The sequence below is a fragment of the Bacillus sp. FSL M7-0791 genome, from assembly GCF_038627085.1.
In the GTDB taxonomy this organism is placed as follows: domain Bacteria; phylum Bacillota; class Bacilli; order Bacillales; family Bacillaceae; genus Bacillus; species Bacillus safensis.
This window is the reverse complement of sequence record NZ_CP152022.1, coordinates 3,259,789-3,275,584: the sequence shown is the minus strand read 5'-3', so window position 1 is coordinate 3,275,584 and position 15,796 is coordinate 3,259,789. Positions and strand designations below refer to the sequence as shown.

The following is a 15,796-nucleotide window of genomic DNA, read 5'->3' as shown; positions in this document are numbered from 1 at the left end:
TGAATGATGAAGACGCTTTACCACTTGAATATTCGGGTTTTCATAAAAAAGAAGTCGATTTTCCAAAAAAAACTTTTACATTTTACTCAAAAACCGTGTACAATGAGATGGTGAAAACATCGAATGGAAATAGATTGGAGAGGATTTCGCTGATGAAACATTTACCTGAGCAAGACGCACAAGTATTCAAAGCAATTCAACTAGAGCGGAAACGCCAGCAGGACAAAATCGAATTAATTGCATCAGAAAACTTCGTAAGCGAAGCAGTCATGGAAGCACAGGGCTCTGTATTAACAAACAAATACGCTGAGGGCTATCCTGGTAAACGCTACTATGGCGGCTGTGAACATGTAGACGTTGTGGAAGATATCGCACGTGACCGCGCAAAAGAAATTTTTGGCGCTGAGTATGTGAACGTACAGCCTCACTCAGGTGCTCAAGCGAACATGGCCGTATACTTTACAATTCTTGAGCATGGCGATACAGTACTTGGCATGAACTTATCACATGGCGGACATTTAACACATGGAAGCCCTGTAAACTTTAGTGGTGTACAGTACAACTTTGTAGAATACGGTGTAGATAAAGAAACTCAGCATATCGACTATCAAGATGTACTTGAAAAAGCACGTGAACATAAGCCGAAACTCATCGTTGCGGGTGCAAGTGCATACCCACGCCAAATTGATTTCAAAAAGTTCCGTGAGATTGCTGATGAAGTCGGTGCTTACTTTATGGTCGACATGGCTCACATTGCTGGTCTTGTTGCAGCAGGTCTTCATCCAAATCCAGTTCCTTACGCAGATTTTGTGACAACAACAACTCACAAAACATTACGCGGACCTCGCGGCGGAATGATCCTATGCCGTGAAGAGTTTGGTAAAAAGATCGACAAATCGATCTTCCCTGGTATTCAAGGTGGACCACTGATGCATGTCATCTCTGCAAAAGCTGTTTCTTTCGGTGAAGTATTGAACGGAGATTTCAAAACATATGCACAAAACGTCATTAATAATGCAAAACAACTAGCTGAAACACTTTTATCTGAAGATATTCAGCTTGTATCTGGCGGAACAGATAACCATCTTGTTCTCATCGACTTGCGTTCTCTTGGCATCACAGGAAAAATTGCAGAAAATGTTCTTGATGAAATCGGTATTACAGTGAACAAAAATGCAATTCCTTATGATCCAGAGAAACCATTTGTCACAAGCGGTGTACGTGTAGGTACAGCAGCAGTAACAAGCCGCGGTTTTGATCAAGAAGCGATGAAAGAAGTCGGTTCCATTATTGCACTTGCGCTAAAACATCATGAAGATGAAGCGAAATTAGAAGAGGCGAAAAAGCGTGTATCTGATCTTACGGCCCGTTTCCCTCTATATAACGAATTAGATTATTAAAAAACAGACCCATTTGCCTATTTTTGGCATGTGGGTTTTTTTTGTAGGATTTGCGAATCATATTGAAAGATGATGTCTTTTTATGTAGAATTGTAGGAAGTGTGCAAAGTTCACCGGAAGATGACAGAAAAGGAGTTGTAGCAAGCAATGGCAAAGGTTTATGTATTTGATCACCCGCTTATTCAGCACAAACTTACATATATTCGTGACGTTCATACAGGAACTAAAGAATTTAGAGAGCTAGTGGATGAAGTCGCAACATTAATGGCATTTGAAATCACAAGAGACTTACCGCTTGAAGAGGTAGATGTAGAAACACCTGTACAAGTAGCCAAATCAAACGTGATCTCAGGGAAGAAACTCGGGGTTGTGCCAATTTTAAGAGCAGGTCTTGGAATGGTAGACGGGATTTTGAAACTCATTCCAGCTGCTAAAGTGGGACATGTTGGTTTATACCGTGATCCGAAAACATTAAAGCCTGTTGAATATTATGTGAAGCTTCCATCTGATGTGGAAGAACGTGAATTTATCGTAGTAGACCCAATGCTTGCAACTGGCGGTTCAGCAGTCGAAGCGTTAAACAGCTTGAAAAAACGCGGTGCGAAAAACATTCGCTTTATGTGTCTGATTGCTGCCCCTGAAGGTGTAGAAGAAATGCAAAAGCATCATCCAGATGTTGATATCTACATTGCAGCATTAGATGAGAAACTAAACGAAAAAGGTTACATCATCCCAGGTCTTGGTGATGCTGGTGACCGTATGTACGGAACGAAATAAGAAAGTCTTAATAAAAGCCCACATGCAAACGTGCATGTGGGCTTTTTGAAATATATGACAAACGGTTGATACCGTTCTTAGAAAAATCAATGTATACTGAACATTGGCTGTTTTTTTCAATGAATGTCACATCTCTCCTAAAGTTTGATGAAATTGTGAACATTTTGTGTGCTCTATCACTATAGAAAAGTTTTTTAACTTTCAACCGATTGACACATCATAGACGCTATTGTATGCTAAACGAGGGTATTATGGTAAGGTTTTCATAGCCTATAGCACTCTACTAATCCTCATTGTGAACCCTTTAATAATCAGGGTTTGTATCAACGAATGAAGCAGCATCCCATAGATCTAAAGATTTCAAGTCTGATTGTGCAATTAGACCGATGGGTGATTGATTTTTTTCGAATAGGACGGCTTATCATCAGCGTCTTCTACGCAGTTTTCATCACCATTTATCACCTTTTTTACAATACTTTTCATCGGGAGTCAGATGAATGAACGATCCAAACGCGATTTTCCGCAGACAGAGTAAATACATGTTCTATCTATTGGCAATTTTTGTGTTTGGCTATGCCATGCCTGGTTTTAAACCACTGTTTCTTGGTTTCATTATCGGCACAATTTTTGCTTTCTTTAATTTATTCCTACTTATACGGAGAATGCACGCTTTTGATCGAGCGGTTAAAAAAGGAAAATCCATTCGTTCAATGGGGAGTACAGCCAGGTGGGCCAACGCGATTCTCGCAGTAGCGATTGCTTGGCGTTACCCTAATGAAGTTCATCTGGCAGGTGTTGTTATAGGATTAATGACAATATATCCTGTCATTATGATAGATTCCTTCATTCAACTTAAACGTTCTACTATGGAAGAGAGGTGAATACTCTTTGGGTCACAGTTCAAAAACTACAGAATTTTTAGGGTTAACGTTCAACTTATCCAATGTTCTCATGATTACGATTGCTAGTATCATCGTTCTTCTCATAGCGGTGCTGACTACTCGTGTTCTGTCTATTCGTCCGACTAAGGCGCAGAACTTCATGGAATGGATCGTTGATTTTGTTCGAAATATCATAGGTAGTTCGATGGACATGAAAACAGGAGCCCCATTTCTAGCGCTTGGCGTTACATTACTCATGTACATATTTGTTTCAAACATGCTTGGACTGCCATTCTCGATTACGGTCGATCACAACTTGTGGTGGAAATCACCAACTGCTGATCCTGCAATCACAATGACACTAGCAATTATGGTCATGGGACTTACACACTTCTACGGTGTCAAGGCAAAAGGAGTCAAGGAATATACGAAAGACTTCTTCAAGCCAATCCCATATTTAGTGCCGCTGAAAATCATTGAAGAATTTGCAAACACGTTAACACTTGGTTTGCGTCTTTATGGAAATATTTTCGCTGGAGAGATTCTTCTTGGGTTACTTGCAGGACTTGCGACCAATTTCTACACGCAAAACATTGCGCTTGGTATCGTTGGTACATTAGGTGCCATCGTGCCGATGATTGTATGGCAGGCATTCAGTTTGTTTGTCGGAACAATCCAGGCATTTATCTTCACCATGCTGACAATGGTGTACATTTCCCATAAAGTCAGCGACGAACACTAAAAAATTGAGAGTCCAAAAAGGACGTTATTTTAAAGGAGGAGCTTTTTAATGAATTTAATAGCAGCAGCAATTGCAATCGGTTTAGGAGCACTAGGAGCAGGTATTGGTAACGGTCTAATCGTATCTAAAACAGTTGAAGGAATCGCTCGTCAGCCAGAAGCTGGTAGAGAACTAAGAACACTTATGTTCATCGGGGTCGCTTTAGTTGAGGCACTTCCAATTATCGCTGTCGTTATCGCATTCTTGGCATTCTTTGGTTAATATGTGAGAAGCGTTCTAATATGAATTTTAATGGCGAAGATCAGATTAGTTCGAAACTTCGCCATTCCTTTATGTTTTGTTTCTTAACATATTATTTAAAGAAGGGAGTTGCCGTACTAAATGTCTCAGTTACCAGTGGTTTTAGGAGCAGGGGGCTTAAGTTTCAACGCCGGTGATATGTTATTCCAGCTTATCGCTATGCTCATCTTGCTTGCACTTTTAAAGAAATTTGCGCTTAAACCTTTATTAGGTATTATGAAGCAGCGTGAAGATTATATAGGAAATGAAATTTCAAGTGCTGAACAAAAGCACGTTCAAGCTGAAAAGCTTCTTGAAGAACAACGTGTCTTATTGAAAGAAGCACGCGAAGAATCACATACACTCATCGAAAATGCGAAAAAGATTGGTGAGAAACAAAAAGAAGAGATCATTCAAGCAGCACGTCAAGAATCAGAGCGCTTGAAAGAGTCTGCTAGAACTGAAATCGTGAAAGAAAAAGAACAAGCTGTGGCTGCACTGCGTGAGCAGGTTGCATCACTATCTGTGCTGATTGCATCTAAAGTGATTGAAAAAGAACTTGATGAGCAGGCACAAGAGAAATTGATTCAAGAGTACCTTAAAGAGGCAGGCGAAAGCCGATGAGCGTAACTATTGTCTCTAAGCGTTACGCTTCTGCTCTTTTTGACATCGTTCTTGCTTCTTCGGCAGTAGACGAAACTGAAAAAGAGCTGAATGAGATCAAAAAAGTTCTAAAGGCTGATCAAGAACTCAATGACTTCCTTGTTCATCCAAAGATTACGGCAGACAAAAAGAAACAGTTGATTGCTGAAGCTTTCAAAGGTGTTTCTACTTATGTATTGCACACAATGTATTTACTGATTGACCGCGGACGCACGAATATTTTCTCTGAAATGACGTCTGAGTTTGTGAAACTTGCAAACCGTGCGAAACAAATAGACGATGCGGTCGTGTATTCAGTGAAACCGCTGAGCGGTGCTGAAATTCAATCTTTATCTGAAGTATTTGCCAAAAAAGCCGGAGTCACATCACTGCGTGTTGAAAATGTGATTGACAAGGATCTAATAGGCGGAGTGAAAATCCGTATCGGAAACCGCATTTATGACGGCAGTGTCAGCGGAAAGCTTTCCCGCATTGAACGTCAGCTTGCAGGCGAAAATCGTTAGAAGGGGTGAAACCTTAGTGAGTATCAAAGCTGAAGAGATTAGCGCGCTGATAAAGCAGCAAATCCAAAACTATCAATCAGAAATTGAAGTAAAAGATGTCGGTACAGTCATTCAAGTAGGGGACGGTATCGCGCGTGTACATGGCCTTGACAACATTATGGCAGGAGAGCTGGTTGAGTTCTCTAACGGTGTAATGGGTATGGCTCAAAACCTTGAGGAGTCTAACGTAGGTATCGTTATTTTAGGACCTTACAAAGATATCCGCGAAGGTGACGACGTAAAACGTACAGGTCGTATCATGGAGGTTCCAGTAGGTGAAGAGTTAATCGGACGTATTGTGAACCCGCTTGGTCAGCCTGTTGATGGACTAGGTCCAATCTTAACAAGCAAAACACGTCCAATCGAAAGTGAAGCACCTGGCGTTATGGATCGTAAATCTGTACATGAGCCACTTCAAACAGGAATTAAAGCAATTGATGCCTTGATTCCAATCGGCCGCGGACAGCGTGAATTGATCATTGGTGACCGTCAAACAGGTAAAACATCTGTTGCAATCGATACGATTCTAAACCAAAAAGATCAAGACATGATCTGTATTTATGTTGCCATCGGACAAAAAGAATCTACGGTTCGTGGTGTTGTTGAAACACTTCGTAAGCATGGTGCGCTTGACTACACAATCGTTGTCACAGCTTCTGCATCACAGCCAGCTCCACTTCTTTACCTTGCTCCTTATGCAGGTGTAACGATGGGTGAGGAATTCATGTATAACGGCAAGCACGTACTTGTTGTCTATGATGACCTTTCTAAACAAGCGGCAGCTTACCGTGAGCTTTCATTATTGCTTCGTCGTCCTCCAGGTCGTGAGGCATTCCCTGGTGATGTTTTCTATCTTCACTCTCGTTTATTAGAACGTGCAGCGAAGCTTAGTGACGAAAAGGGTGGCGGTTCTATCACAGCATTGCCTTTCGTAGAAACGCAGGCTGGCGATATCTCTGCATATATCCCAACAAACGTTATTTCCATCACAGATGGACAGATTTTCTTACAATCTGACCTCTTCTTCTCAGGCGTACGTCCAGCGGTAAACGCAGGATTGTCTGTATCCCGTGTAGGTGGTTCTGCACAAATCAAAGCGATGAAAAAGGTAGCAGGTACACTTCGTCTGGATCTTGCTTCTTATCGTGAGCTTGAAGCATTCGCTCAGTTTGGATCTGATCTAGACCAAGCCACTCAAGCGAAATTAAACCGTGGTGCAAGAACAGTTGAAGTCTTAAAACAAGACTTGAACAAACCGCTTAAAGTTGAAAAACAAGTAGCGATTCTTTACGCACTAACAAGAGGATACTTAGACGATGTAGCCATTGCTGATGTTAAACGTTTTGAAGCTGAGTTATTCTTGTACATTGAAGAAAACCATAAAGGCTTGTTTGACACAATCTCTCAAACAGGAAATATGCCTGCTGATGAAGAGTGGAAGACAGCAATCGAAGGCTTTAAACGTACGTTTGCACCAAGCAACTAATTAGTAATCTTTCCGAGAGAAAAAGATTCTCTTTTTCTCTCTTTTCACGTAAATGAACACGGATTCCTGAAAAAAGGTGGTGAAATCTTTGGCCTCATTACGCGATATAAAGTCAAGGATCACGTCAACGAAAAAATCGAGTCAGATCACAAAAGCGATGCAAATGGTATCAGCTGCGAAACTGAATCGTGCTGAAAACAATGCGAAGTCTTTTGTTCCTTACATGGAGAAAATCCAGGAAGTGGTTGCTGCAATCGCAACTGGAACAAGTGCTAAGCACCCAATGCTTCTTTCAAGACCTGTCAAGAAAACAGGGTATCTCGTCATTACATCTGATCGAGGGCTTGCAGGACCTTTTAACAGCTCGATTTTGCGTGCCGCTTACCAAACCATTCAATCTCGTCATCAATCCGCTGATGAATATGCGGTGATTGTCATTGGTAAAATCGGACGCGACTTCTTCAAAAAGCGTGGTATTCCAGTTATTTCTGAAGTAACAGGGCTTGGAGACGAAGTAGCGTTTGCTGATATTAAAGAATTAGCAAGCAGTACAGTTCAAATGTTCTCTGATGAAGCGTTTGACGAACTTTACATGTTCTACAACCACTTTGTCAGTGCGATTTCACAAGAAGTAACAGAGAAGAAATTATTGCCGCTAACGGACCTTTCGGCCGCAGCGACACCAAATAAACGTTCCGCATCTTATGAGTTTGAGCCTTCTGAAGAAGAAATTCTTGAAGTTCTCCTTCCTCAATATGCAGAGAGTTTGATTTTCGGTGCGCTTCTTGACAGCAAAGCAAGTGAACATGCTGCAAGAATGACAGCAATGAAGAGTGCAACAGACAACGCAAAAGAATTGATCGACAGCCTGACACTCTCTTACAACCGTGCTCGTCAAGCAGCGATTACACAAGAGATTACAGAAATTGTCGGCGGAGCAGCTGCCTTAGAATAGAAATAATTGTCAGGAGGGAATGCAATGAAAACAGGACGCATCAGTCAGATCATGGGACCAGTCGTAGACGTTCGTTTTGAAGACGGTCACTTGCCTGAGATTTATAATGCGATCAAAGTTTCGCATAAAGCGGAAAGCGAAAGTGAAGTTGATATCGACTTAACTTTAGAAGTAGCACTACATTTAGGTGACGATACAGTGAGAACCATCGCAATGGCATCAACAGACGGTGTGAAGCGCGGTATGGAAGCTGTAGACCTTGGAAAACCAATTTCAGTACCAGTTGGTAACGTAACACTTGGACGTGTATTCAACGTACTGGGAGATAACATTGACTTAGATGAGCCACTTGGTGTGGAAGCTCAAAGAGATCCAATCCACAGACAAGCGCCTTCTTTTGATCAACTTTCTACAGAAGTTGAAATTCTTGAAACAGGTATCAAAGTTGTTGACCTGCTTGCTCCTTACATCAAAGGTGGAAAGATCGGTCTATTCGGTGGAGCTGGTGTAGGTAAAACCGTTCTGATTCAAGAATTGATCAACAACATCGCACAAGAACACGGCGGTATTTCTGTATTCGCTGGTGTTGGAGAGCGTACACGTGAAGGAAACGACCTTTACTACGAAATGAAAGATTCTGGCGTTATCGAGAAAACAGCCATGGTCTTCGGTCAAATGAACGAGCCACCAGGTGCACGTATGCGTGTTGCCCTAACTGGTTTGACAATGGCAGAGCATTTCCGTGATGAACAAGGTCAAGACGTATTGTTCTTCATCGATAATATCTATCGCTTTACACAAGCAGGTTCTGAAGTATCAGCCCTTCTTGGACGTATGCCTTCAGCGGTAGGTTATCAGCCGACACTTGCAACAGAAATGGGTCAGCTCCAAGAGCGTATCACGTCTACAAACGTAGGATCGGTTACATCGATTCAAGCGATCTATGTACCTGCGGATGACTATACAGATCCAGCTCCTGCAACGACGTTCGCTCACCTTGATGCAACGACAAACCTTGAGCGTAAGCTGACTGAAATGGGTATTTACCCAGCGGTTGATCCTCTTGCTTCAACATCTCGTGCACTTGCACCTGAGATCGTTGGTGAAGAGCATTATGCGATTGCGCGTGAAGTGCAGCAAACATTACAGCGTTATAAAGAGCTGCAAGATATTATTGCCATTTTAGGTATGGATGAATTATCTGAGGACGATAAGCTTGTGGTACACAGAGCGCGTCGTGTTCAATTCTTCCTATCTCAAAACTTCCACGTAGCAGAGCAGTTCACTGGCCAAAAGGGTTCTTATGTGCCATTGAAAGAAACTGTTAAAGGCTTCAAGGAAATCTTATCTGGTAAATACGATCACCTCCCAGAAGATGCATTCCGCTTAGTTGGACGCATTGAAGAAGTGGTTGAAAAAGCCAAAGAGATGGGTGTAGAGGCCTAATCTGGTCCTTAGGAGGGTAAAAGCATGAAGACCGTTCAAGTCAATATCGTTACTCCCGACGGCCCAGTGTATCAAGCGGATGTGGAAATGGTCAGTGTAAGAGCAGAAAGCGGTGAGCTTGGTATTTTAGCTGGCCACGTTCCAATGGTTGCTCCGCTAAAAATCGGTGCAGTTCGCTTAAAACATAGTGGATCAACTGAATTGGTTGCAGTAAGTGGCGGATTTGTTGAAGTCCGCCCTGAACAAGTAACCATTCTGGCTCAGGCCGCTGAAACATCAGATAAAGTTGATGTCGATCGTGCTAAATCAGCGAAGCAGCGTGCTGAAGAGCATTTGAACCACCCGAATGAAAGTGATGTACGCCGGGCGGAACTCGCATTAAAACGGGCGTTAAACCGTTTAAATGTAGCAGGGAAATAAAACAGAAAAACCTTCTTATCACAATGATAAGAAGGTTTTTTTTAGAATGACATGAGAGATTGATACATGGACACATAAGGGTGCGAATCCTGTTTTTCAAGATATAAGTGCTCGCAAAACTGCGTACTATGCCACGTTTTATTGTGACGGCGCAAACCAAGCGTATATTGATGCGGAGAATCCATATAAGGCCGCACCACCCAGTCAGCATCTGAATGATGACGGATGACAACCTCTCCTAAATACACACTCATCATCGCTTCTAATGCATCTATCGGCATTTTCCACTCAGCGAACAGCTGCTTGGTCAATGCATCAAAGTATAGTGATTCTAACTGATACAGGCTTTCCTCAGAGTAATCCAAAGAAATGTTATGAAAATGACACAATTGCGCTAATTCTTCTAGCTGTGTCTGTCTATAATCAAAGTAGAAAGCAATGGCCTCCCATTCATAATCAAATGAGGGAACCAATTCTCCGTACAAATCAACAAAGTCAGGAAAAGAATCTTTCAATGTGTTCAGCTCCTTCCACACGCAGTATATCATCTCCTTGGCATCAGGATAAGAGGGGATTCACACTAAATGTAGCTCTTTTTTCCAAATGATTCATCTTTCCGATTTTCGAGGATATAATGAAAGGGAGTTTTCCTTTACAGAAATAAATAAAAGGAGGATTCAATTGTATGGAAGACGTAGGACAACAAGCAATCGTGGGCATTGTGATCCACCTATTTTTTATCGCGGTTACATGGTGGGCACTGCTAGCTGTTAATATTGATCCACTCATTAAAAAAGGGAAAATCGTTCAAGCAAGGCTGCTGATGATGCTCATTACCATTGCCATCGCATCTGCGGTCAGCAATTTCTTCCTTGATTACTTAAATTTCTCCAGACAAATTCCTTATATGTTCTAACATAAAAGGTTTGGTCATGACCTTCTGCGGGAACGTAAAAGGAAGGGTCAAAAGGTTGGCCTTTTGTTGTCTTTTCCACGTATGCATTGACCTCCTTGCGGCAACACTTGTAGCAAGGGGGAATGACAAGTGAGAAAGTATTTGAAAGGTTGGCCATTATTTGCGTTTATTCTTTTTTTTGTTCTGATGATTCAAGGTGTTCGTGCGGAAGAATCTTCCCCGCTCGCTCAAATAGCAGAAGGTCTGAAAAACCAGCAAATTGAAGTCGATGGGTGGACCCTCCATGCCAAGACAAATGTAGATATTTCATCCGAACAATTTTCAAAAAAAGTGAAACGTTTGAAAGACGAACTACGACAGTATGAGTGGACCGAAAAAAAAGAGCAACATGTCACCAAAGTCACAGGAATTTACAAAGATGAAAAAAATGATACAGAATCGAAAATTTTACTCGTGAAGACCGACACAAAATCCAATCAAAAGTCGTATTTATTATATGAGCAAAAAGGTGCTCGCCCACTGAATACCTGGGAGCATACATATGATCAGTTCGTACGTCATGCAAAAAGCATATTACAAGAGAAAATTGTAATTTTTACTTGTCTCGATGGTCATGTAAATGGTATGATGGATGTTGTTTTGCAAAAAAAAGCTGAAATGTTAGCAAATGAATTTCAAGCAAAACCAGTTGAGTATCTCGTTGAGTCTAATTTTGTGTCGCTTTCCGCTTACACAGATAAGTGGGAACAGTTCATTATGACTTCAAATGATAAAATGAATGTTCAAATTGCCATCAGAAGTTCGGAAATGAACGAAAATCATACGATTACGGTTGGCACACCAATCGTAACGACTGAATATTAATATAGAGAATTTGGGACGCGGAGGGGAAGACCTTGGAAAAAATCATCGTCCGCGGCGGTCAAAAGTTAAACGGCACAGTTAAAGTAGAAGGCGCAAAAAATGCCGTTTTACCAGTTATCGCTGCATCTTTGTTAGCAAGTACAGAAAAAAGCGTAATTTGTGATGTACCTACGCTCTCCGATGTATATACAATCAATGAAGTGTTACGTCATTTAGGAGCAGAAGTACATTTTGAAAATAACGAAGTATCAGTTGATGCATCTCATGCACTAGAAACTGAGGCTCCGTTTGAGTATGTCCGTAAAATGCGAGCATCCGTGCTTGTCATGGGACCACTTTTAGCAAGAACAGGTCATGCAAGAGTTGCATTACCTGGAGGCTGTGCGATTGGTTCAAGACCAATTGATCAGCATTTAAAAGGCTTTGAGGCAATGGGTGCTAAAATTCAAGTAGGTAATGGTTTCATCGAGGCTGAAGTAAAAGGCCGTTTAAAAGGTGCAAAAATCTATTTGGATTTCCCAAGTGTAGGGGCAACTGAAAACATCATCATGGCAGCAGCATTAGCTGAAGGAACAACGATTTTAGAAAACGTAGCAAAAGAACCTGAAATTGTTGATTTAGCAAACTACATCAATGCCATGGGCGGTAAGGTTCGCGGTGCTGGTACTGGTACAATCAAAATCGAAGGTGTGGAAACACTTCACGGTGCAAAACACAACATCATCCCTGACAGAATTGAAGCAGGTACTTTCATGGTGGCAGCAGCCATTACAGAAGGAAATGTTCTTGTAAAAGGCGCAGTGCCAGAGCACATGACATCACTTGTGGCAAAAATGGAAGAAATGGGTATTCAGATCATTGAAGAAGAAGAAGGTTTAAGAGTCATTGGACCATCTGAGCTCAAGCCAATCGATCTAAAAACAATGCCGCATCCTGGGTTCCCAACGGATATGCAATCTCAGATGATGGCGCTATTGCTTCGTGCGAACGGAACAAGCATGATCACAGAAACGGTGTTTGAAAACCGCTTTATGCATGCTGAAGAATTCCGCCGCATGAATGGCGATATTAAAATTGAGGGTCGCTCTGTCATTATCAATGGGCCGGTTCAACTTCAAGGTGCTGAAGTGGCAGCGACTGATTTAAGAGCAGGAGCAGCACTTGTACTTGCTGGATTAGTGGCAGAAGGTCATACACGTGTCACTGAGTTGAAGCATATTGACCGTGGTTATGTGAACTTCCACCAAAAGCTTGCAGCAATCGGTGCAGATATTGAAAGAGTTAACGATGAATCAGCAGATGTGACACAAGAACAAGTTGTATCAGATCTGAACGCTTAATCATGAAAGAAATCAGTGTGTCCATTGGGGCATGCTGATTTTTTATTAGAATCATAGAATGCCTCATTTCACGAAGCTTATCATTAGTGTATCCAACCATCTTAAATTTTATTCATACAGACGAACAGTAAAATCCATTCTAAGAACAGGCCCATACTTTTCATAAAAGACTTGTCCACTAAATGAAAGAAGCTGTCATATTAGCTTGTCCCTGCCCATAGGATAAAAGAGATTCAATGACAAATGGGGGCAGCCAAATATGAAACCAATGATATGGACAATCGCAGGAATATGCATCATTATTTTAATGATTCCAACATTACTTGTGTTGCCGACGTTCCAAGGGAAACCGGCGGCAAGCCAGCACGTAGCAGCAGAACCATCAGTTAAAAAAGAAGTGAAGGGTTCAGTCAAATTGAAGCAATCACCCGTCGCTATCCCCGTCTATCGCTCAGCTCATCAGCAGGTAGAAAACATCCCCTTAGAAGAGTATGTGATCGGTGTCGTAGCATCTGAAATGCCAGCTGATTTTGAAATGGAAGCACTCAAAGCACAGGCGCTCGCAGCAAGAACGTATATCGTCAGACAAATGATCAGTGATAAGACTGTCAAATCACCTAAGGGATCTCTTGTAGATGATACCCAAATGTTCCAAGTTTACAAAAACAAACAGGAACTCAAGAAAATTTGGGGGAAAGCGTACAATTGGAAATTAAAAAAGGTCACGGAAGCTGTCGCCAGCACACAAGGAAAAGTGCTGACTTATGACGAGAAACCAATTGATGCTTCATTCTTTTCAACAAGTAACGGAAAAACGGAAAATGCCGAAGCCTATTGGAAAAACGAAATCCCTTATTTGAAAAGTGTCTCAAGTAAATGGGACGAAAAATCGCCAAAATTTCAAAATAAGAAAACCATCTCAGTCAGTGAATTTCAGCAAAAATTAGGTGTGACACTCACTCAGCAGGCTCAGGTCGGACAGATTGTAGAACGGACACCAGGAAACCAAGTAGCGAAAGCCGTGATCAACGGTAAAACACTGTCAGGCCGAGACATTCGAGAATCACTAGGCCTTCATTCAGCGGACTTTACATGGGAACGCAAGGGCCAGCAGATTGTCATTACAACAAAAGGATATGGTCATGGTGTAGGCATGAGTCAATATGGTGCGCATTATATGGCGCAGGCAGGCAAAAAAGTAGATGCCATCGTGAAACATTATTATAAAGGAATTCAAATCGAATCAGCCGATCGTTTTCTCAACACGTATATGGCTAAAAAATAAAGCAAAGGTGTCTCAGAAATGAGGCATTTTTTTTGTGTGTTCAAAGAGATTTGAACAGAATGTGTCAAATCGCGACTTAAGACGCAGGTCAGGAAATCTTAAACATTTATGTCCTGACAAGAACCGATGGCCGATACAAAGTCCCTCGAAAGACAGAGAAAACGAGAGGATAATGGGTGTGTTAGGTGAAAATATCTAGACATCTGACAGAATTTTAGTGATTTTGATGAAAGAGAAAAAGGGACCGAGTCCTATACCATTCCAAGACAGAATAATTTACGATTAAGGTGTTTCAATTAAATACATAAGGAGGAAGGAAAATTATGTTGAAAAAAGTATTCTCACTCGTAACCTTAGCTGTATTGACATTATCTATGTCAATCTCTTCACCAGTATTTGCAGAAGCATCTACAGTCAAAAAACATAATAAAGATGTAAGAGTCACAATCTTACTTGATGCAAGCGGAAGTATGGCAAGAAAAGTAGAGGGAGAGCGCAAATTTGATCTCGCTAAACAAGAGGTATTTAAATTTGCTCAGTCACTTCCAAAAGACGCTAAAATTCGTATGAGCTTGTTTGGTTCTGAAGGAAACAACAAAAATTCAGGTAAAGCTCAATCATGTGAAGTCATTAGAGGCGTTTACGGCGTACAGCCTTATGAAAAAGACAGCTTTGAGAACTCTTTAAACGGACTTGGGCCGACTGGTTGGACACCGATTGCACGTGCACTTGAAAATGCAAAGCAAGCGGATGAGCAGCTTACTGAAGGAACAAAGCATATTGTGTACTTAATCACTGATGGTGAAGAAACTTGTGGCGGAGATCCAGTAAAAGTAGCAAAAGAATTGCATAACTCAAAAGGATCAACTGTTGTAAATGTGATCGGGTTAGACTTTAACGATGGCTATGAAGGTCAATTGAAGCAAGTAGCCAAAGCTGGTAAAGGCCATTACTACCAAGCAAGCACAGGTAAAGAAATGGGATCTATCTTTTCAGCAGAATCATTAAAACTACACGAATAACTTGCTGAACAAAAGGGAAACGATTGATTCATGCTTTCGTTTCTCTTTTTCTGTACAAAAGTAAAAAAGGGAGGTCTTTTTTGATGAAAAGAAATATCGTATTAACCATTTTGGCTAGTCTTGTCCTGCTTCTTTCTTCACCAGCTCATGCTGTAACAAAACAGGAGCCGCCTGCTCATGTGGTGATATTACTCGATTTAAGCGGCAGCATGGCACAGTCAGTTGAAGGTGAAAAGAAAATTGAAATCGCCAAACGGTCTATTCAAAGCTTTGCGAGCATTTTATCAGAAGATACACAAGTTCTGCTTCGTGTGTTTGGTCATGAAGGAACCAATAAAAATGCAGGGAAAGCCGTTTCTTGTTCAAGCTCTGAAGCCGTTTACGGATTTGGATCATATGAGCCATCAACATTTCAACAAGCACTGAATGTGTATAAGCCAACTGGCTGGACACCACTTGCAAAAGCATTAACGGATACGAAACAAGATTTTGAAGATCACCAAGCTGAAGGGAAAAATATTGTCTATGTTGTCAGTGATGGTGAAGAAACTTGTGGTGGAAGCCCTTCACAAGCAGCAAAGGAATTACATGAAGACGGAATAGATACAATCGTCAATATCATTGGCTTCGATGTGAATGAAAAGGAAGCAAAAAGTCTTAAATCTGTTGCAAAAGCGGGTGGAGGACAATATCAACCGGCTGCAAATGCCGAAGAATTGAACCATATTCTTCAACAGGAAGCGAGCGCTTTTGGTCGGTAGAGAGTGAATGGCAGCTG

18 protein-coding genes are annotated in these 15,796 nt (G+C 41.5%); 17 read left to right on the top strand and 1 reads right to left on the bottom strand.

Features of this window, described 5'->3' with window-relative positions; all coding sequences use genetic code 11:
* The first annotated feature begins 152 nt into the window (after positions 1-152).
* The 11 genes from glyA to MHI08_RS16805 all read left to right on the top strand — a co-directional run bounded on the left by glyA (position 153) and on the right by MHI08_RS16805 (position 9,591).
* A complete protein-coding gene (gene glyA / locus MHI08_RS16855; RefSeq protein WP_024423732.1) occupies positions 153-1,400 on the top strand; it encodes a serine hydroxymethyltransferase in 1,248 nt (415 codons plus the stop codon).
* 147 nt (positions 1,401-1,547) lie between these two features.
* Entirely contained in the window at positions 1,548-2,177 is a 630-nt protein-coding gene (gene upp, locus MHI08_RS16850) for a uracil phosphoribosyltransferase (RefSeq protein WP_003214553.1), read from the top strand.
* A 497-nt stretch (positions 2,178-2,674) separates the two neighbouring features.
* Positions 2,675-3,058: an ATP synthase subunit I gene (locus MHI08_RS16845; protein WP_024423731.1), complete on the top strand. Its 384-nt coding sequence runs from the start codon at positions 2,675-2,677 to the stop codon at positions 3,056-3,058.
* Between the two features lie 7 nt (positions 3,059-3,065).
* The gene (gene atpB / locus MHI08_RS16840; protein WP_024423730.1) at positions 3,066-3,800 is read left to right on the top strand and encodes a F0F1 ATP synthase subunit A; all 735 of its coding nucleotides are present in this window, start codon (positions 3,066-3,068) and stop codon (positions 3,798-3,800) included.
* A gap of 48 nt (positions 3,801-3,848) precedes the next feature.
* Positions 3,849-4,061, top strand: coding sequence for a F0F1 ATP synthase subunit C (gene atpE / locus MHI08_RS16835; protein WP_003214968.1), 213 nt, complete (start codon positions 3,849-3,851; stop codon positions 4,059-4,061).
* Positions 4,062-4,181: 120 nt separating this feature from the next.
* Positions 4,182-4,703, top strand: coding sequence for a F0F1 ATP synthase subunit B (gene atpF, locus MHI08_RS16830; RefSeq protein ID WP_008354935.1), 522 nt, complete (start codon positions 4,182-4,184; stop codon positions 4,701-4,703).
* Positions 4,700-5,245 (top strand): F0F1 ATP synthase subunit delta, encoded by a 546-nt coding sequence (locus MHI08_RS16825; RefSeq protein ID WP_041115517.1) that lies wholly within the window; start codon positions 4,700-4,702, stop codon positions 5,243-5,245. Before atpF ends, MHI08_RS16825 begins: the two co-directional genes overlap by 4 nt.
* A gap of 16 nt (positions 5,246-5,261) precedes the next feature.
* Complete coding sequence (atpA, locus tag MHI08_RS16820; protein WP_024423728.1) at positions 5,262-6,770, top strand: F0F1 ATP synthase subunit alpha; 1,509 nt, start codon at positions 5,262-5,264, stop codon at positions 6,768-6,770.
* A gap of 88 nt (positions 6,771-6,858) precedes the next feature.
* Complete coding sequence (locus MHI08_RS16815) at positions 6,859-7,725, top strand: F0F1 ATP synthase subunit gamma (RefSeq protein WP_024423727.1); 867 nt, start codon at positions 6,859-6,861, stop codon at positions 7,723-7,725.
* Between the two features lie 24 nt (positions 7,726-7,749).
* Positions 7,750-9,171 (top strand): F0F1 ATP synthase subunit beta, encoded by a 1,422-nt coding sequence (gene atpD, locus MHI08_RS16810; RefSeq protein ID WP_008354929.1) that lies wholly within the window; start codon positions 7,750-7,752, stop codon positions 9,169-9,171.
* A 24-nt stretch (positions 9,172-9,195) separates the two neighbouring features.
* Entirely contained in the window at positions 9,196-9,591 is a 396-nt protein-coding gene (locus tag MHI08_RS16805; protein WP_003214592.1) for a F0F1 ATP synthase subunit epsilon, read from the top strand.
* A 41-nt stretch (positions 9,592-9,632) separates the two neighbouring features.
* Here the strand turns inward: MHI08_RS16805 and MHI08_RS16800 are convergent, their stop codons facing one another.
* Positions 9,633-10,139: a hypothetical protein gene (locus MHI08_RS16800; RefSeq protein ID WP_235566664.1), complete on the bottom strand. Its 507-nt coding sequence runs from the start codon at positions 10,137-10,139 to the stop codon at positions 9,633-9,635.
* Positions 10,140-10,276: 137 nt separating this feature from the next.
* Here MHI08_RS16800 and MHI08_RS16795 point away from each other — a divergent pair, with 137 nt between their 5' ends.
* From MHI08_RS16795 to MHI08_RS16770, 6 genes are all read left to right on the top strand, one after another.
* A complete protein-coding gene (locus MHI08_RS16795) occupies positions 10,277-10,507 on the top strand; it encodes a DUF1146 family protein (RefSeq protein WP_024423724.1) in 231 nt (76 codons plus the stop codon).
* A 129-nt stretch (positions 10,508-10,636) separates the two neighbouring features.
* Positions 10,637-11,371 carry a YwmB family TATA-box binding protein gene (locus MHI08_RS16790; protein WP_024423723.1) on the top strand — a complete coding sequence of 245 codons (735 nt, stop codon included), beginning with the start codon at positions 10,637-10,639 and terminating at the stop codon, positions 11,369-11,371.
* A 32-nt stretch (positions 11,372-11,403) separates the two neighbouring features.
* The gene (gene murA / locus MHI08_RS16785) at positions 11,404-12,711 is read left to right on the top strand and encodes a UDP-N-acetylglucosamine 1-carboxyvinyltransferase (protein ID WP_024423722.1); all 1,308 of its coding nucleotides are present in this window, start codon (positions 11,404-11,406) and stop codon (positions 12,709-12,711) included.
* Positions 12,712-12,970: 259 nt separating this feature from the next.
* The gene (gene spoIID / locus MHI08_RS16780; protein ID WP_024426338.1) at positions 12,971-13,996 is read left to right on the top strand and encodes a stage II sporulation protein D; all 1,026 of its coding nucleotides are present in this window, start codon (positions 12,971-12,973) and stop codon (positions 13,994-13,996) included.
* 323 nt (positions 13,997-14,319) lie between these two features.
* Positions 14,320-15,018 (top strand): VWA domain-containing protein, encoded by a 699-nt coding sequence (locus tag MHI08_RS16775; protein WP_034622539.1) that lies wholly within the window; start codon positions 14,320-14,322, stop codon positions 15,016-15,018.
* 83 nt (positions 15,019-15,101) lie between these two features.
* A complete protein-coding gene (locus MHI08_RS16770; RefSeq protein ID WP_024423719.1) occupies positions 15,102-15,779 on the top strand; it encodes a VWA domain-containing protein in 678 nt (225 codons plus the stop codon).
* Positions 15,780-15,796 lie beyond the last annotated feature (17 nt).